At 38.8% G+C, this 18203-nt stretch carries 15 protein-coding genes and 1 pseudogene; 9 read left to right on the top strand and 7 right to left on the bottom strand.

All coding sequences use genetic code 11. The features are described from left to right. Positions 1-17: 17 nt before the first annotated feature. From AC6H44_RS03255 to AC6H44_RS03245, 3 genes are read right to left on the bottom strand one after another with little or no spacing between them, the layout of a single operon-like run. Positions 18-506, bottom strand: coding sequence for a hypothetical protein (locus tag AC6H44_RS03255; RefSeq protein ID WP_500737477.1), 489 nt, complete (start codon positions 504-506; stop codon positions 18-20). Positions 507-531: 25 nt separating this feature from the next. Next, on the bottom strand, positions 532-1398 hold the full coding sequence (locus AC6H44_RS03250; RefSeq protein ID WP_500737476.1) for a DUF481 domain-containing protein: 867 nt from the start codon (positions 1396-1398) through the stop codon (positions 532-534). Further along, positions 1391-1711, bottom strand: coding sequence for an HI1450 family dsDNA-mimic protein (locus tag AC6H44_RS03245; RefSeq protein WP_500737475.1), 321 nt, complete (start codon positions 1709-1711; stop codon positions 1391-1393). The genes AC6H44_RS03250 and AC6H44_RS03245 overlap by 8 nt, the downstream gene beginning before the upstream one ends. A 225-nt stretch (positions 1712-1936) precedes the next feature. On the opposite strand from AC6H44_RS03245, the gene AC6H44_RS03240 reads away from it, so the two are divergent. The 8 genes and pseudogenes from AC6H44_RS03240 to AC6H44_RS03205 all read left to right on the top strand — a co-directional run bounded on the left by AC6H44_RS03240 (position 1937) and on the right by AC6H44_RS03205 (position 11060). Then, positions 1937-2728 carry a crotonase/enoyl-CoA hydratase family protein gene (locus AC6H44_RS03240; protein ID WP_500737474.1) on the top strand — a complete coding sequence of 264 codons (792 nt, stop codon included), beginning with the start codon at positions 1937-1939 and terminating at the stop codon, positions 2726-2728. Positions 2729-2799: 71 nt separating this feature from the next. Continuing rightward, positions 2800-3153 carry a CidA/LrgA family protein gene (locus AC6H44_RS03235; RefSeq protein ID WP_500737473.1) on the top strand — a complete coding sequence of 118 codons (354 nt, stop codon included), beginning with the start codon at positions 2800-2802 and terminating at the stop codon, positions 3151-3153. Continuing rightward, positions 3146-3877: an LrgB family protein gene (locus AC6H44_RS03230; protein ID WP_500737472.1), complete on the top strand. Its 732-nt coding sequence runs from the start codon at positions 3146-3148 to the stop codon at positions 3875-3877. Before AC6H44_RS03235 ends, AC6H44_RS03230 begins: the two co-directional genes overlap by 8 nt. 37 nt (positions 3878-3914) lie before the next feature. Further along, positions 3915-4742 carry a mechanosensitive ion channel family protein gene (locus AC6H44_RS03225; protein ID WP_500737470.1) on the top strand — a complete coding sequence of 276 codons (828 nt, stop codon included), beginning with the start codon at positions 3915-3917 and terminating at the stop codon, positions 4740-4742. Between the two features lie 16 nt (positions 4743-4758). Beyond that, positions 4759-8013 (top strand): nSTAND1 domain-containing NTPase, encoded by a 3255-nt coding sequence (locus AC6H44_RS03220; protein ID WP_500737469.1) that lies wholly within the window; start codon positions 4759-4761, stop codon positions 8011-8013. 23 nt (positions 8014-8036) lie between these two features. Beyond that, entirely contained in the window at positions 8037-8426 is a 390-nt protein-coding gene (locus AC6H44_RS03215; RefSeq protein WP_500737468.1) for a DP-EP family protein, read from the top strand. A gap of 245 nt (positions 8427-8671) precedes the next feature. Continuing rightward, a pseudogene (locus AC6H44_RS03210) lies at positions 8672-9876 on the top strand (IS4 family transposase). 188 nt (positions 9877-10064) lie between these two features. Further along, complete coding sequence (locus AC6H44_RS03205; protein WP_500737467.1) at positions 10065-11060, top strand: sensor domain-containing diguanylate cyclase; 996 nt, start codon at positions 10065-10067, stop codon at positions 11058-11060. 115 nt (positions 11061-11175) lie between these two features. On the opposite strand, the gene AC6H44_RS03200 is transcribed toward AC6H44_RS03205, so the two are convergent. Then, positions 11176-12528, bottom strand: a complete 1353-nt coding sequence (locus AC6H44_RS03200) for a magnesium transporter (RefSeq protein WP_500737465.1) — start codon at positions 12526-12528, stop codon at positions 11176-11178. Between the two features lie 250 nt (positions 12529-12778). After that, complete coding sequence (locus tag AC6H44_RS03195) at positions 12779-14446, bottom strand: methyl-accepting chemotaxis protein (RefSeq protein ID WP_500737464.1); 1668 nt, start codon at positions 14444-14446, stop codon at positions 12779-12781. A 398-nt stretch (positions 14447-14844) separates the two neighbouring features. Between AC6H44_RS03195 and purU the strand changes: the two genes are divergently transcribed. Then, entirely contained in the window at positions 14845-15675 is an 831-nt protein-coding gene (gene purU / locus AC6H44_RS03190; RefSeq protein ID WP_500737463.1) for a formyltetrahydrofolate deformylase, read from the top strand. Between the two features lie 58 nt (positions 15676-15733). Here purU and AC6H44_RS03185 read toward each other — a convergent pair whose 3' ends face one another. Then, positions 15734-17332, bottom strand: a complete 1599-nt coding sequence (locus AC6H44_RS03185) for an AbgT family transporter (RefSeq protein WP_500737462.1) — start codon at positions 17330-17332, stop codon at positions 15734-15736. Positions 17333-17489: 157 nt separating this feature from the next. Beyond that, positions 17490-18140, bottom strand: a complete 651-nt coding sequence (locus AC6H44_RS03180; protein WP_500737461.1) for a response regulator transcription factor — start codon at positions 18138-18140, stop codon at positions 17490-17492. Between the last annotated feature and the right edge of the window lie 63 nt (positions 18141-18203).

The following is an 18203-nucleotide window of genomic DNA, read 5'->3' as shown; positions in this document are numbered from 1 at the left end:
CGCCCTAGGCGCTTTTTTTATAGCATATTATTATAAATAGGTAATTTAGCTTGCGGCTGTTTTGCAACGGGTGCTTCGCCAGGCGTTATTTTATCTTCAAGCGCTGCCACTAATTCAGCTTGATCATTAGTGCCCAAACGATATTGGCTGCCATCTTTTAGCGTTAATTGCACGGCACTAAAACCTGATACTGAATAAATCCAACCATCATGAGTAATTCGAATACCAATACCATGACGATATGAGTTTTGTACTGCTTTTACATCAATTATATCTTTTAATGCTAATTTTTGACCCGCAACGCCTGGACCAAATGCCCAGCTAATATGAACCTCATCGACTTTAATGGTTAAACCATGAAACAAAAAACCCACCAGCAGTAAAATACCCGCAAACACCATTAACGGCACATCGGCACCGATTAAACTCCATGCAAGTGCAACAAAACTACCTATCCATGCCAATACTACAAATATAAATACCGCATACTGCTTATGCTGATACATAACACTCTCAATTAAAAAGTTAAAATTAAAAACTGTATACTAACGTTGCGCTAAGCTCTGAATCATATTTAAGCTTATCTTCTTCAGGTTTAGAGTTGTAACGGTACATATAAGCAAACTTGAGCGATACTGCCCCAACCACTTGGCTAATTAATGCCGTTTCAGATTTAAACCGTGAGTTTAGCCCCGACAAAGACTGCTCAATACTAATATCTTGATTAAACCGAGTGCGCTCAGACACTAACCGTTCCCATTGCATTGCAATGCGTAACAAATAGCCCATTTTGTTTTTATCATCTTCAAGTGCAGTTGACTCATCATCCGCGACTGAACGATATAAACCGGGACCAATATCTATATCGACTTTATTTTTAACCCCCTGATAAACACGTGCTCCATAACCCGTTGCCACTGTGCTTTTAAAATCAAGACCGCTAAATTCATCTTCTTCGTAATCACCATAAATAAAAAAGGACGAATTTTTAACGCCGACTTTATAGTTTCCTTGTGCAGAGACAAACACACGGTTAGCAGTAACATCCGACTCGCCAGTTTCTTCATTTTCGTCACGTTTGTATAAAGAATCTACTTTGAACTGATTTCGCCAGTTTTCGAAATCTTGGTAAAGATTACCTTTGAGCTTAAAGCTGGTTGAGTTGGTATTACCTCTGCTCAAAATAAAGCCAAATTCAGTATCACCATACAGCATTTCGCCTTTATGTAACTGATGAATTTCTTCATCTGAAAGCTCACCGTATTCATGAAAGTCTTCAAAGGGGTCAACAGCCCAGCTAAAAGAGCTAAAGAGTAAAAACAGTAATATAAGGCACTTTGGCAAAATACACTCTCTTACGAATGACGATAGCAAAAAGGCATCGAAAAAGTTATTCACTTTCTTTCCATAGAATATGACAAAAAGGTGCATCTTTATCACGGCTAATTAAAATTTTAGCAAATAAAACATCTTCACTGTCAAATTCAAGCCCGACTAATACTTGAATAAAATGCTCAGGCTCTATCTCTAAGGCAACAAAATTTTGCCATTGTTCGTCAGGCTCATCTTCTTCAATAAAGCCAAGCTCTTCACGGTGTAAGTTAAACTCTTCAACGTCTTTATCACTGAGGTTGTTGGGCGCAAGCTGCAAAAAAATATCGTAAGCTTGATGGGTTGCTTCTTCTACCGAAAATAAACGTGGGCCTGACATGAATAATAAACCTCTGAGCTTTGTAATTGGTCGTTATAGTATCAAAAGTTGTTAGTGTTTTGATAAAAAAACACGTTAAATTCTGACTTTTTTATCTTAATCTAACCCTTATTGATTTATTGATGATTTAATTATAAAAGTTCATTTTGCTTTTATTCATCCTCATCCACTTTACTTAGCACTAAGAAGAACATAAGCTCAAACAACAGGTCAGAGGAGTGCGAAATGATAAAACTAGAAAAAAAACAGGGCATTGCTACCATCACACTAAACCGAGCAGAAAAACAAAATGCCTTAAGTTTTGCTATGTTTATTGAGCTTGACAAAGCAATTAAAAATATTAAAAAAGATCCCGATATTCGCGCGGTGGTATTAACCGGTGAAGGAGAACATTTTTGTGCAGGGCTGGATATTATCGCTGTTATGGCCTCACCTCTGAATATTGTAAAGCTGCTATTTAAATGGCTTCCTGGTAATCAAAACTTAGCGCAAAAAGTAGTGTTGGGTTGGCAGTCATTAAAAGTCCCTGTTATTGCCAAAATACGCGGTAATTGCCTTGGTGGTGGTCTGCAAATCGCGCTTGGAGCCGATTACCGGATTGTGCATACAGACGCTAAATTTGCCATTATGGAAGCTCGCTGGGGGTTGTGCCCTGATATGGGGGCTAACGTTATGTTACCGGGGCTAATAAAGCGCGACCAAGCACTGTGGTTAGCAAGCCACGCTAATCCAATTAGCGCACAACAAGCCAGTGAGCTGGGCTTAAGCACAATAACAACAGACGATATCGATAAAGCCACTACAGAAATGCTTAACACACTATTTGAACGCTCTCCAGACACACTTGCTGCAATTAAACGTGTAACTCAACAAAGCTATAAAGCCTCACAACGAAAAATTCTAGCCACAGAGACATGGAGTCAAATTCGTTTGTTAATCAACCCAAATACCAAGCGAGCCATTGCTAAAGCCAAAGGAAAAAACGAGATTAAATTTGCAAATGCCAAGCGCTGGTAAGGTGAAGAAGTAATGTATTAAGGCGTTTAATTTGTTAAAGTTACCGTCTTCTCGTTTATTGAGCTGTGATCATGAAATACATTTTCAGTAGCACTATAATTTTATTTTGTCTCGCCGCCAGCAAACTTATTATGCATTTTGTCGATGCTGGCTTTCCTGCACCGTTATTAGCGATGGTTATTTTACTGGTGCTACTTTTACTGGGCATAGTTAAAGAACAACAACTAATGCCTTGTGCCTCGCCTCTTTTAAATGTTATGCCTATTTTCTTTATTCCTGCGGGGGTAGGGTTTATTGAGCATTTAGAGCTTATAAAAACGCATTGGCTATTTTTAACTACAGTGATGATTTTAGTGCCCTTAAGTAGCTTAATCTTAGCAGCAAGTATCGTCGGTTACTTTAAAGGAAAAGACAGCAATGAATGACATCTTAACTGTCATAACACCCAGTTTATGGTGGTTAAGCACCCCTTTTATTATTGCTCTTTTTTTAGGGTTAAAAATGATCAATATAAAAATTAATCACAGCATTTTAAAATCCCTAACCAACCCTGTTTTTTTAAGCATTGGCATTATTGCCTTATTATTAGTTAACCTTAAATTACCCTATTCACAATTTGCATCGCATAGTCAGCTGCTAAGTTGGTTATTAGAGCCAGCCATAGTCGCGTTAGCTTTACCGCTTTATCAGCAATTTATGCATATTCGAAAAAACTTTTTGCTCATCGTTTTCACTTGCAGTGTTGGTATTATTAACGCCACATTCGTTGCTTTTGTTTTAAGTATTATATTTGCAGTGCCTTCCCAATTAAGTGCATCCGTTGCGGCGCTGAGTGTCACCACCCCTATTGCATTACTTGTTACTGATTCTCTTGGCGGTATTAGTTCACTGGCCGCTGCCATGGTTATTTTTATTGGTTTGTTAGGCGCTTTATTTGGTTTTTTATTATTCAAATTGGTTAACGTCTACAACTTTGAAGCGCAAGGAATAGCAATGGGTACCGCGTGTCACGCTATTGGCACAGCAGCCGCAATTGCAGAGCATCCAAAAATAGGGGCATTTTCATCGGTGGCTATGGCACTGAGCGCATTATTAACTGCGGTGATCGTGCCATTATTATATCCTATTTTAGTTAACACTTTGTTATAGTAAGTAGATAACAATCTCGCTAAAAATAGAGCCCCGCATGATTAGTTCCGAAATTCAGCAGTTTGAAAAATACTACGTCCTACTCACCGAATATTTAGTTACCTACAGTATGCAAATAGTCGGCGCTATTTTTATATTATTGGTTGGCTTTTGGGTAGCTAAAAAGCTTGCGGATGTAGTTGCCAATTTAATGACTCGTCACAATATAGACATTACTCTGACTACCTTTGTCAGTAATGTGGTAAAAATACTGTTGATCATTATGGTGATCATTATTGCTTTGGGTAAAATTGGCATTAGTGTTACTCCCTTTGTTGCAGCAATTGGTGCCGCATCACTTGGCGCAGGTTTAGCATTACAAGGGATGCTTTCAAACTATGGCGCAGGCCTTGCCATTATTGCAACTCGCCCATTTGTAGTTGGCGATACCATTGAAGTAAAAGGGGTTAGCGGCCAAGTAAAAGTAATTGAACTAGGTCACACCGTATTAGTTAATGAAGAAAAAGTGGAAATAACCATCCCTAACAAACACATTGTTGGTGAAATTCTACATAACTCATTTAATTATTCACTGGTCAAAGGTGAAATAGATATTGCTTACAGTGCCTGCAGTGATACCGCAATCAGCCTAATTGAAAACGTGTTAGTCAATCACCAACTCGTTGCTAAAACGCCTAATGCACAAATTGGTATAGAATGCTTTGCCGATAGCGGCGTTACTATTAGCTACCGCTATTGGGTGCCCACCACTAAAATAATTGAAACTAAGCTCGCTATAAATGGTGGCGTTTATAAAGCGATTAACGATGCAGAGGTAGAAATTCCGTTTCCACAGCGTGTTGTTACATTTAACAAAACTAACTAAAAATAATGAGTCAATTATGCACCAAGCTCCATTTTATTTAGGCGATTGGCAGGTAACTCCTGCCAGTAATACAGTTCAACGTTCTGAAGAACAAAAGCAGCTAGAGCCCAAAGCCATGGATGTATTGGTGTACTTATGTCAAAACCAAGCACAGATTGTTAGTAGCGAAGCGTTATTAACTCACTGCTGGGCTAACACAGAAACGGGCGATAACCCATTACATAAAACTATTACTCAGCTGCGAAAAGTTTTGGGTGATAAAGCCAGCGCCCCTCAGTACATAGAAACCATTCGTAAACGGGGGTATCGCGTTATTGCAGCGGTTGAGTTCCCATTTGCAGAAGATACATCAAGCCCTGTAAATCCATGGCAGGGCGGCTCCCCATTTGTAGGGCTCAGTGCGTATAACCCAACCGATAGCCATTTATTTTTTGGCCGTCATCAAGCCATTACCACCTTGCTAGAAAACGTGTCAAACCAAGTGAAATTGCAGCGCGCTTTTTGTTTAATACTTGGCCCAAGTGGTACAGGCAAATCATCGTTAATCAATGCCGGCATACTACCAAAGCTACTTGATAAACGCGGTTATAATGGTATTGGTGTTGTTGCATACACTCAGCTTGATTTTGCTGATGTACATCAAAATAGACTGTATTTAGACTTAGCCTCAGCCATGCTAGATTGGGATATAAACGATATACCAGTATTCGCAGGGTTAAGCGCACAAATGCTAGCGCAACAACTAGAAAACGCGGTAGATAAAGTTATTAATAGCTTACAAAGCGCACTTGCTAGCACAAAAACAGCGGCTAAAACGCCACAGTTTTTTTTATTTATAGACCGCTTAGAGGTACTGCTTTCATCGCCACTATTTAGTCGCGACATCCGCCGTCATTTTTTATCGGTTATTGAACGTTTAGCTACCTCTAAAACAGTCATCGTATTTAGTGCCTGTCGTAACGACTTTTACCCGTTAGTGGTAGAGCAACCTAGCCTTATGAGCGCAAAAGCACATGGTGCCCTTTATGATTTAACGCCGCCCAACCGTCAGGAGCTGCAACAAATTATTCGCTTGCCAGCATTAACCGCTAATTTAACCTTTTCATACGACCCACAAACCAAAACCCCGCTTGATGAAATACTGTGTGCCGATACCGCCAACAACCCAGATGCATTGCCTATGTTGCAATACACACTGCAAGAACTGTATTTACAGCGCAGTGAAAATAATGAGTTATTGCACAGCGTGTATGAAAAACTCGGCGGTATTGAAGGCGCCATTGGTAAAAAGGCAGAAGATGTTTTTATTGGGCTAAGCGCAAAACAACAACAGCAGCTTAAAAACGTGTTATCGCAATTAGTGACGCTAAATCCAGATGGTAAAACCATTACTAGCCGTGCAGCCCGCTTACAAGCATTAACCAACAGCAGCCAAAAAGAGCTCGTACAAGCCATGGTCGACAGTCGCTTATTTGTATCGCACTTACAAAACCAAGAAGCCTGTTTTAGCCTTGCCCACGAAGCTCTATTACGTCAATGGCCACGTGCCAAACAGTGGATTAATGACCATAAAGATGCCCTTGCTATTAAAAGCCGTTTGCACCATCTCACGCAGCAGTGGCTCAACGAGCACAAAAGTAGTGCTTACCTATTAGCACCGGGTAAACCACTGCAAGAAGCGCTCACGTTATTAAACGACAATATATTCAAACTAGACAATGACGAACGCGCCCTTATACATAGCTCCCTTAAAAATAGTAAAACAAAAACAATAATAAAACGCGGCACGGTCACTCTACTTTGCTTACTTACCTGTGTAGCCCTATTCATGAGTTTTACCAGTTTTCAAGCACAACAGCTTGCACAACAAAAACGCCAAGAGGCCGAAAGCTTATTAGGATTTATGGTGGGTGACTTTGCCGATAAACTACGTAGCGTTAAACGCATGGATTTACTCGATGGTATTAGCAATAAAGCGCTTGAATACTTTACCAATCAAGCAGAAGAGCCCAGCTCTCTTTTTAGTTTTAACAACCCAAAAACCGAGTTTAACAACCGTTTTCAATACGCACAAACCCTTGAGGCTATGGGCGAAGTGGCCTATTCCCGCGGCAAAAACGACGAAGCCTTCACTGCCTTTGAAAACGCCCGTACCCGCCTTGAGGCATTATTAAACATCCAGCCAAACAATTTAGAACTATTAACGCTTGCCGGTGCTAATGCCTTTTGGCTCGGCCAGCTTCATTATGATAAAAGTGATTACGCCGCCACTGAGCCAATGTTTAAAAAATATCATGCCTACAGCGAAAAAATGTACTCACTAGCCCCCAATGATTTTAACTCCATTATGGAGCTGTCGTATTCACACAATTCGCTAGGGTCTTTATACACAGAGAAATTTGACTACACAGGCGCAAAACAACGCTTTACAAAATCGCTGGCCCTTAAAAATAAAGCCCTTAAGCTTAAACCCAATAATAAAAACTTACTGCGTGATAAAGCAGATACCATCAGTTGGCTTGCAAAAACTGAAGGTAACTTAGGTAACTTTAATGCAGCAGTAGATATGTTGGAAAGTGCCGTTAGTGTGGTCAAAAAAATGGCTTCTAACCAACCCAATGATGCAAGCCTTCTTTACATGAATGCAAATATACACATGCAACAAAGTTTCTTACTGAGTTATTTAACCGATAAACGAATAGCCTATCAAAAAGCACTTTTTGCTAACAACATGATAAGCAAGGCTTTAGAACAAGACCCCAAAGACAATAAATTCCAACTTATGTATTACCTCTCTTTAGCGCACTTACTAATGCTGTCTAACGATAAAAATATTGATTTAAGAATAGAAGAAACTATTAAGTTCTTAAAATCACAAAGCTTTAATAATATCAGACCTATCAATATACAAATTAGTTTGATTCACTATTTCATTGACAGAAACCTCTCAATCAAAGCACAAGAGTTATTAACGATCCTTGAAAGTGATGTCGAATATAAAAGATACATAACTAATAAAATGAAAAATAAAGATAACTTAGCCCCCATAAATATAAACCTACTCAAAGCTAAATTAGCAACAACCAGTGAACAACGAGAGCAATTTTGCTTAAATGCCTTTAACGCCATTATTCAAACAGTAAAAATAAACCAAAGCATTCACGTAAAGTACCCACAGGTGCAGACGTACACTTGCTTAAACCGAGCAAACGAAATCCCCGAAATAAAAGCAAGCCTAGTTAAATTAGGTATAACAAACTTTCAACTTTAACCATGAATACAAAAGGAAATAATATGAATAACACTCAAAACCTAATTCACTTTACTGTCAATATTGAACTAGACAGTAACAACAGCGCCAATTTTACATACTTTAGAGATAACAAAGAAGTCTCTGGCGGTGGTGTTGTCAGAACCGAAACTGCGGGTATTTATAGCTTAAATGAAACAACTCTTGGCAAAGGTTTTTTATTCACCGGCGCTACTATCACCGATAAAGAAGGGGACTGTGCTGGTGATTTTACATCAGAAGTCAATGATGACGGCCAATCAATCACCATCACAGACAGCCATGAAAATAATGGCACGGTGTGTTTAATTTTTAACGTTGTTTGTAAAGGAAAAGCATATGAAAGTGCCGATCCACAAGTCATAAATGAAAAAAAATTACTCAGCAACGATTAATTTTTACTATTTAAATTGCACAGGGCTGATTTATCCCTGTGCAATTTTTTATAACCAGACACCCAAACGTCAACACTTACGCATTAGCGTCCGCAATAACCAATTTTTTATCATTACTCCCTAATAATAAACCAAACTTTTAATTGCTTAATGCTGACGAATCCCCACAAAATAAAAATTAATGGTAGACTCTCATGATTATTTGTGATCAAATTTTTTCACTATAAAAAAACTCACTCATAATCATGAAAGCCACCGAAATATTACACAAAGATATTGCCATTGCCTACCCTGAAATTCATAAAACACGTTTAAATACAGTCTTTACGTTTGTTAACTCAGGCTTGCGTGACCAGCGCGTTACTGTCACTTACCTAGGCCGCGGATTAAAATCATTTTCTAATACCGATAAAAAACATGATATTAAACGCGCAGACCGTTTGATTGGTAATGCTAACCTGCATCAAGAACGTCTTTGTTTCTATGAACATATGACCGAATGCTTAGTAGGCCAGCAACAACACCCACTTATTATCGTTGACTGGTCACCTATTAATGGCGGCGAAATATTTCAAGTGCTCAGGGCAAGCATACCAATGGGGGAAGAGCGTTAACGCTCTATGAAAAAGTGTATCCTGAAAGCGAATTAAATACCGAAGCGGCTCATCAACACTTACTCGATAGCTTGGCACAGTGTTTACCTGCAGATTGTCAGCCTATTATTTTATCTGATGCTATTTTTAGAACGCCATGGTTTAAAGCCATAGAAGATAAAGGCTGGTATTGGCTTGGGCGCGTCAGAGGCAATGTGACCTTATCTAGCGACCTTGAGACATGGCGAAATTGTAAATCATGGTTTGAGCAAGCAACAGATAAACCACACCTTCTGACACAGATTTACTACGGAAAAACAGTTCGTTTCGCGTGCCAAGGTGTTTTGTTTAGAGGGAAAAACAAGGGACGTAAAAAAATCAAAAAACGGGGTGGGCAATCTCAATGTACAACGGTTAAATACCAACAACAAAAGGCCAAAGAGCCTTGGCTACTTGTGTTTAATTTACCTACACAATTTACAGATAAGCCTCAACGGATTGTGACTTTATATAAACAACGTATGCAAATAGAAGAAAGTTTCAGAGACACTAAGAATGCAAAACTTGGCATTAGTTTAGCCTTTGCAAATTCAAGAAGCGCAGAAAGGTTTGATAATTTATTGCTCATAGCGGCGTTAATGTTGTTTGTCTTATGGTGCATAGGGTACACCGTGTCGGCACAACAAGGGGATGCGGCATTACAAGCGAATACAGAGAAAAAACGACGAGTATTGTCCTATATTTATCTTGGCAAAGAAGTGGTTGATGATCCTAGGTATGAGCCTGATGGGCAGTTCATTATTTATGTGTATAGCCAGTTGTCACTTCTGACTATACAAATTGATAATTTAGGCTAAATTCGTGGGGATCTCTCAGTGCTTAATGATTTAATATACGAAACAACCTTCTAATAGATTGATTTATAGATAAAAAAAACAATAAAAATCAAAACCTTAAAAACAGAAGATTACCAGAAGGTTTATTTGCAGTTTTTTATATAAATTTGTAGACATCAAAAACGTCTGTACCATGCTAAGGCTAAAACGTGTCTAAACAAATGAATAATAAAGAGACTGCAGCGGTTAAAAACGACAAAGCACTCCCCTTCGATTGCGCTTTATCGAGCCCTTTTTCTCATACCCAATTTGGCGCTTTAATTGAATTATTTAATGGCACCGCCGAAGGCATTTTTGTGCTTAATGAACACGGTGGTTTTGAGTTTGCAAACCCAAAAGCAGCACAGCTATTAGGTTATTCTCAGCAATCTCTGATAGGCGAAAATTTACTGTCGTTTTTTCGTGGTGCCGATCTTAATAAATACAAACAAACCTTATTAAATTGGGAAAGCATTAAAGACGCTTCTCTGAGCTTAGGCCCAAATGAAGTAACTATAAATAAAGCCAATGGTGATATCATCGAAGCAGACTTATCAATATCAAGTATGCCAAAAAGTATTGCATCGGCGCAAAAATTATACGTTTGTATACTTCATGATCTTAGTACCCATAAAGCGATGTACAACCGTTTAAAAATACAAGCTTCAACCGATCACTTAACTGGGCTTGCTAATCGTTTAGCTTTAGATGAGTCATTAAAAAAATACTGGCAAGAGAGTATTCAAAGCCAGCAACCTTTAACCAGTATATTGATTGATGTAGATCACTTTAAAAAATTTAATGATACCTATGGGCATATTAAAGGTGATAAATGCTTACAAAAAATTGCAAAAATGCTTTTGCAATGTATTCCGTCAAGAGAATGTTTGGCGGCTAGGTATGGCGGTGAGGAGTTTGCTATTATTTTACCCCGTTGCGATATACAAAGAGCCACAATTGTTGCCAAGCATGTACAACAACAAATTAATGCAATGACATTTACAGATATAGGCCTACCACCAGAGGTTAAGGTTAGTGTGAGCCAAGGGATTGCCTGTGAGCATAATAGTCAGTACCGCACCTACGAAGCGTTGTTGTACGCCGCTGACACTGCTTTATATCGCGCTAAAACAGAAGGCAGAAATAAAATAAGCACAGTTGTTTAAAACTTAAAAAGTGCCACTGCATCGACTCTAAACGCCACTAAATTGAATTACTTTACTGACGTTTAGATTAATTTTTTAAATGCTGTAGACCAAAGGTTAATCCTTGTATAAAAAATTACAGTAGCAACAAACTACCTAATCCTAAAAAGGTCACAAAGCCAACAATATCAGTGACCGTGGTTAAAATCACTGAGCCTGATAACGCGGGATCTATCTTCATTTTATCTAGAATGGAAGGGATAACCACGCCCGCTAACGATGCGGCCACTAAATTAAGTAATATCGCCACTGTAATGGTAATACTGAGCATAAAATCACTAAACCATAAATAAGTGAGTGCGCCAATCACAAAGGCCCACACCAAACCATTTACTGCTCCTACTCGCAACTCTTTTTTAAGTAGTGCTTTACGGTTTGAGTCAGTCACTTGACCCAGTGCAAGGCCGCGCACTATAACGGTTAAGGTTTGGCTGCCAGCAATACCGCCCATTGATGCAACAATAGGCATGAGCACAGCAAGTGCTACTACTTGCTCTATGGTTGCGCCAAATAAGCCTATAAACCATGAGGCTAAAAATGCCGTCGCTAAATTTATACCGAGCCAAATACCTCGGTTTTTAGCACTTTTACGCACACTGGCAAACAAGTCTTCATCTTCACGTAAACCGCCGGCCTTTGCCGCCGCTTCATCAGCTATTTCTTGGCGCAATTCATACGCCGATGCAATGGTTAATCGCCCTATTAACTTGTTATCCACATTAACCACGGGCATGGCCATTTGCTCACTATGAATAACCACAGTTGCGGCTTCATATAAATCATCGTCTGCGTGCAATGATGAAAAGTCATGATTCGCAAGGGTCATTAAACTCTCATTATCATCTGCTTTGATTAGATCATTAACAGCAACTTCACCGATGAGGCTACCTTTGCGGCTCACTAAATAAATAACTTCGCTGTATTGTGGTAAACCTTTTTGCAGTAACTTTTTAGCACCAGCTGCGGTGAGTTTTTCTGACACTTTTAAAAAATCAAAGCCAATCCAATGACCCAATTGTTCTGGAGTATATTGCTGAGCAAGTTCATATTGCTTAGTTTGTGCTTCATCGAGTTGCTTTTTAGCATAATCAATAAAGCGCTGTGGAATAACTTCTTCTAGCTCAAGTAACTCGTCAACATTAACTTCGTCTAATAATTTAAAACCATCGCTATCATCAAGTGTTTGCAACAGCCATAAACAGCTGCCCTCACTTAAATTAACAAATATTTCGTGTTGTGTGTCCTCATCGAGTAAATGCCAAATTTCAAGGCGCTGCTCTTTAGGAATAGCCTCAAAAAGCAGTGATAAGTGCTCAGTAGATAAAGTTCGCTGAGCATCTATGAGTAATTTATTTTTACGCTCAGTGGTATCACACTGTAATAAGTCGTCTATGAGTTGTGGTAACTGATCAACTGGATACTCTATCATTTAAAAATCCTAAAATGGTCATTCACGAAAATTTACTGTAATAAGTGAGCACTTATTAATGAGCATGACTCATAGTGTACATGAGACACCAATAAAATATTAAAAAAATCACTGTATTGTTAAATATTTATTGTTGTAGCACGTTATAAAATTATGACAAATATATAATGGCTAAACTAAAAACAAAGCCAATAAAAAAAGCCGTAATAGCATATATTACGGCTTAATACAGTTATCATTTTAAAGCGCTTTATATTTTAAACTGCCCTACTAAATCGCCTAAGTTTTTACCTCGTCCCGCTAAATGTTGACTAACAGAAGAGGTTGTTTTGCTTGATTCGGTAAGTTCATTCACAATCTCTTGTATTGCATAGACGTTACGGTTAATTTCTTCTGTTACACTACTTTGTTCAGTTGCCGCCGTTGCTATTTGTGTACTCATATCGTTAATAGTCGTCACGGATGTAGTCACCGCCCCTAAGCTTTCAGATATTGCACGAGAAGATTCAACAGAGCGGTTACAACTTTGCTGACTCGCTTGCATTGCATCCACTGCTGCAGTAACTAAATTGTGTAACTCACTGAGCATTTCATTAATTTCTAATGTGCTATCTTGAGTACGACTTGCTAGGCTTCGAACTTCATCAGCAACCACGGCAAAACCACGACCTTGCTCACCAGCGCGTGCGGCCTCAATAGCGGCATTCAACGCCAATAAGTTAGTTTGTTCAGCAATGCCGCCTATCACACTCAATACACTATTAATTTTTTTAGATTGCTCACTTAACGAGTTAACCTTTTCAGCTGCTTGGTTAATTTCGCCCATTAAGTTTGACACTTCACTAAGAGAAACATCAACACAATTTTGAGCATTCGCTACCTCTTGGGTTGCAGCCTGAGTTGATACGGCAACTTGTGTGGTGTTTTGCGCTACTTCTTGAGATGTCGCAGACATTTCAGTAATGGCGGTGGCGACAAGCTCAGTTTCGTGATTGTGTTTTAATAATTTATCCTCAATTAATAAAGTTTGCGTATTAATATCTTTTGAGGCTGTTTTAACATCGCTAGTAACATCAACTACACCTGCAATAATGCCATGTAATTTACTTACAAATACATTAAACGATTCGCCTAATTGGCCAATTTCATCATGGGTGTCTATTTTTAAACGTTGCGTTAAGTCGCCATCACCTTTGGCAATATCGTCTAAGCTTTGCACCATACGCTCAATTGGTTTAATCATATTATTAGCTGCATACAACACCCCAGCGATAGTAAGTACTAATAACAACACAGAAATTGCAGCTAACGTTGTCATTTTTTCGCCCAAATGCTGTTGCATAGTCGTTCGGTATTTTAGCAATTCGGCTTCAATATCATCCATGTATGTACCTGTACCTATCATCCAGTTAGTCCCTGGTATCATAGCTGCATAGCCTATTTTTTCGACTAAACCTTGGGTGTTTGGTTTTTTAAAATCATAAATAAAAGACCCCCCACCTTTTTGCGCTTGCTCTAATAGCCCTACAATTATTTTTTTCCCATTAGGGTCAGTCATAGCTATTTTATTTTGCCCTTCTATTGCATCACCTAACAATGCATGGAAAATGCTGACCCCTTCAGTGTCATAAATAAAATAGTAACCATCTTCGCCAAACGTTAGGTCACGTAACGCATCTTTTGCATCTTGCTCATTACCTTGTGCTAATTGGTATTGCACCACCTTTGAGCCAATTTCAATCTCTGTTTTTAGTAGTGTTTGCTTGTCTTGCAATAGCTTTGTTTTGAACTCATTAAAATTTTGCTGTTGGTTTTGCTTTTCTAAATAGTAAGAGCTCGCCATAAAACTGATTAGCAACACAATTAATGGTAAAACAGCCAAAATTAGCAATTTATTTTTTAAGCTTAAATTACCCATTATTTCTCCAATTTACATTAATAAGCGATTAAACTTATTTATACCGCAGCCGATCAGCTACACAATTTTCCATTTTTGCATTACTTGAAATAACGCTACCTGCATATTAATTAAGCACAAACAGTTACATTTAGCAAAAACACTTCACATAATTAAAACACACCAATGAATACTTTATAATTAGACAATGGTATAAAATCAATTAAAAATAACTAATTTAACTGACAACTTTAAATGACTAATACACAGCGTATTAAAATGATGTAAAGCAAAATTAACCTCGGTAACGTCATTTTAGCGTTAATTAAAATTAAACATTAGCCACAACATAAAGGGCTTGCTTTGTGAATTAAAACACCAATAATAAAGCAACTAATCACTGGGTAAGAATGAGGAAAATGAGTTATATATTAACCACCCAATGCACCGACGGCATTGGTTTAATCGCCAAAATCACTGGATTATGTCATGCGCACAATTTAAATATTATTCGCAACAATGAATTTGTAGATAAAGATGCACAGCGTTTTTTTATGCGTACAGAACTGACCGGTAAACCGCATGCTGAGTTCTTAGCGCAACTGCGTGAAGCGCTACCGCACGGCGCTAAGGTGGCACTTCATGGTGAAGAAAAAACCAAAGTTGTATTATTAGCCACTAAAGAGGCACATTGCTTAGGTGGCATGTTATTAAAGCAATTTGAGCAAGCCCTAAATATTGAAATACTTGCTGTCATTGCCAATTACCCTACCTTAGAACCTTTAGTAAGAGGATTTGATATTCCTTTTCACGTGGTTTCGCATGAAGGGCTTACGCGTAACGAACACGATGAAAAAGTGGCTGACTTGATTGCTAGCTACAACCCAGACATTATTGGTTTAGCTAAATATATGCGTATTTTAAGTCCGGAGTTTGTTGGCCGCTTTGAAGGCAAAATTATTAATATTCATCACTCTTTTTTACCTGCATTTATTGGTGCAAAACCCTACCACCAAGCCTTTGAACGTGGTGTAAAAATTATTGGTGCTACCGCCCACTTTGTAAATAATGAACTTGATGAAGGGCCTATTATTTTACAAGACGTGACGAATGTGACCCATGCAGATACAGCTCAAATAATGGCAAAAATGGGCAAAGACGTAGAAAAAACCGTGTTTTGCAAAGCGCTGCAGCTTGCATCTGAACATAAATTATTTATTAATGGCAATAAAACCGTTGTGTTTTCGTAAGTCATTTTCTAAATACAAACAATGCCAGCAAAACTGGCATTGTTTATATAAGCTGCGTTTAAGGCGTGTAGTAAGTGGGTGAATTTGGACCAACAGGCATACCCAATACAAATACCCATAAGTAAAACAACACAACCCAGCCAATAAAGAAAATAATACTGTATGGCAACATAGTCGCTACCAATGTGCCTATTCCCATATCTTTTTTGTATTTAGTGGCTACAGCCAATATTAAGCCAAAATAACTCATCATCGGGGTAATTAAGTTAGTCACCGAATCTCCGATACGATAAGCCGCTTGTATTGTCTCAGGTGCATAACCAATCAACATTAACATAGGAACAAATATAGGTGCAGTGACAGCCCACTGCGCTGAAGATGAGCCGAGGGTTAAGTTAACTAACGCACACATTAAAATAAACAGCACAAATACTTCTGGGCCTGTTAAGCTAAGCGCTTGTAATAATGCAGCGCCATTAATGGCTAAAATAGTGCCTAAATTTGTCCATTTAAAAAATGCCACAAACTGGGCTGCAAAAAACACCAATACAATGTACATCCCCATAGAGCTCATGCTTTTGCTCATAGCGTTTATAACGTCTTTATCGTTTTTCATGGTGCCAACAACACGACCATAAACAAAACCAGGAATACCAAAGGTTACAAAAATAAAAACCACTATGCCTTTTAAAAATGGGGAGTTAGTGACTAAGCCTGTTTCTGGGTTGCGTAAAATACCACTTTCAGGAACGATGGTCCAAGCCAGTAATAATGACATCACAAGCAATGACACACCGGCCCATTTTAAACCTGACTTTTCTTTAGCGGTTAAACCCGCAATATTATTTTGCGTTAAGTCTTCACTCGCTTCATCTGGATTATATTTACCAAGGCGCGGTTCAACTATTTTCTCAGTAACAAAAGTACCTAAAATAGCAATTAAAAATACCGAAACTATCATAAAATACCAGTTCGCTTCAGCGCCAACTTGGTAAGTTGGGTCTATCATTTGAGCTGCTGGCGTAGTAATACCCGCTAAAAGTGGATCTATTGTACCGAGTAATAAATTAGCACTGTAACCGCCCGACACACCAGCAAACGCAGCAGCAAGACCCGCTAGCGGATGACGACCTAAACTATGAAATATCATTGCCGCTAACGGAATAAGTACCACATAGCCAAGTTCTGAGGCGGTATTTGATAAGATAGCGGCAAACACCACCATAAAAGTAACTAAACGTTTTGATGCGCCCATCACCATGCCGCGCATAGCGGCAGATAATAAACCAGAGTGTTCAGCAACACTAACACCTAATAATGCAACCAGTACCGTACCCAATGGTGCAAAGCTGGTAAAATTAGTCACCAGGCCTGTTACAATCCGTTGTAAGCCCTCAGCACTGAGTAGGCTAACCACTTCAATTACGCCATCAGGTTCACGACCGGCGGCCCCCTCAGGCCGTGGATCGATGGCGCTAAGTCCAAACCAATCGGCAACACCACTAAATAAAATAATGGCAATACAAAACAATGCAAATAACGTAATAGGATGGGGAAGCATGTTCCCTAAAAACTCTACTGTGGCTAAAAACCGATTAAACCAGCCGTTTTTTGCGACCTGATTTTCATCTTGGGATGTATTTGGTAAGTCTGACATACCATGCTCTCTCAATTACAAAATGCGCGTAAACTAGCATTATTTTGCGAGTAGGTCATGTAATAAAGATGAATGACTTGTTATGTCATAGTAACGAGTGGGGAGTGCTTATACACTTAAGTAACAAAAAGAGGCTCTCGCCTCTAAAGTAACCTGTTTAAACTTGCTCTATCGGTTCTAGTTGTAATTTTGCGGCAATTAAAACAGCTTGAGTACGGTTATAAACACCAAGTTTTCTAAATATGGCGGTAATGTGTGCTTTGACCGTGGCTTCAGAAATATGCAGTTCGTACGCTATTTGTTTATTCAACAAGCCTTCGTGCAAATATTGTAATACACGATACTGCTGTGGAGTAAGTGATGCCACCTGTGCAGCAATTTCTTTATCCTGACCTGCAATTTCGGCTACTTTATTTTTAAGCTCTGTTGGCAGCCAAATATCACCCTCTAATATCTGGTTTATTGCATTGGCAATATCATCGGATGATGATGATTTGGGAATAAACCCCATTGCACCATAACCCATTACTTTAGAAACAATATTTACATCTTCACTGCCCGACACCACCGCTATGGGCAGGCTCGGATAATCTTCACGTATACGAATTAATCCATACAAGTCGCCATTGCCTGGCATATGTAAATCTAGTAATAAGATATCAAGATCGTCTTGTTCGCTTAACACTTGCAATGTGCTATCAAAATCAGCTGATTCAAAAACCTCTAAATCAGTAAACTTTGCGCTCAAAGCGCCCTTTAATGCTTCACGAAATAACGGGTGATCGTCCGCTATTAAAAACTGACTCATTGTTTACTCCCAAAAATTCGGCTGCTATCCAATAGATAACAGCCGATATACTACGTTTAGAAT

This window comes from Pseudoalteromonas sp. TAP-3C (genome assembly GCF_059888565.1).
Note: the sequence above shows the minus strand (reverse complement) of the source record. Positions and strands in the feature narration are given on the sequence as shown.

Coding starts and splice junctions, on each gene's coding strand:
- AC6H44_RS03255 (WP_500737477.1), bottom strand. CDS start 506: ATGTATCAGCATAAGCAGTATGCGGTATTTATATTTGTAGTATTGGCA.
- AC6H44_RS03245 (WP_500737475.1), bottom strand. CDS start 1,711: ATGTCAGGCCCACGTTTATTTTCGGTAGAAGAAGCAACCCATCAAGCT.
- AC6H44_RS03240 (WP_500737474.1), top strand. CDS start 1,937: ATGATAAAACTAGAAAAAAAACAGGGCATTGCTACCATCACACTAAAC.
- AC6H44_RS03235 (WP_500737473.1), top strand. CDS start 2,800: ATGAAATACATTTTCAGTAGCACTATAATTTTATTTTGTCTCGCCGCC.
- AC6H44_RS03230 (WP_500737472.1), top strand. CDS start 3,146: ATGAATGACATCTTAACTGTCATAACACCCAGTTTATGGTGGTTAAGC.
- AC6H44_RS03225 (WP_500737470.1), top strand. CDS start 3,915: ATGATTAGTTCCGAAATTCAGCAGTTTGAAAAATACTACGTCCTACTC.
- AC6H44_RS03220 (WP_500737469.1), top strand. CDS start 4,759: ATGCACCAAGCTCCATTTTATTTAGGCGATTGGCAGGTAACTCCTGCC.
- AC6H44_RS03215 (WP_500737468.1), top strand. CDS start 8,037: ATGAATAACACTCAAAACCTAATTCACTTTACTGTCAATATTGAACTA.
- AC6H44_RS03200 (WP_500737465.1), bottom strand. CDS start 12,528: ATGATAGAGTATCCAGTTGATCAGTTACCACAACTCATAGACGACTTA.
- AC6H44_RS03195 (WP_500737464.1), bottom strand. CDS start 14,446: ATGGGTAATTTAAGCTTAAAAAATAAATTGCTAATTTTGGCTGTTTTA.
- purU (WP_500737463.1), top strand. CDS start 14,845: ATGAGTTATATATTAACCACCCAATGCACCGACGGCATTGGTTTAATC.
- AC6H44_RS03185 (WP_500737462.1), bottom strand. CDS start 17,332: ATGTCAGACTTACCAAATACATCCCAAGATGAAAATCAGGTCGCAAAA.
- AC6H44_RS03180 (WP_500737461.1), bottom strand. CDS start 18,140: ATGAGTCAGTTTTTAATAGCGGACGATCACCCGTTATTTCGTGAAGCA.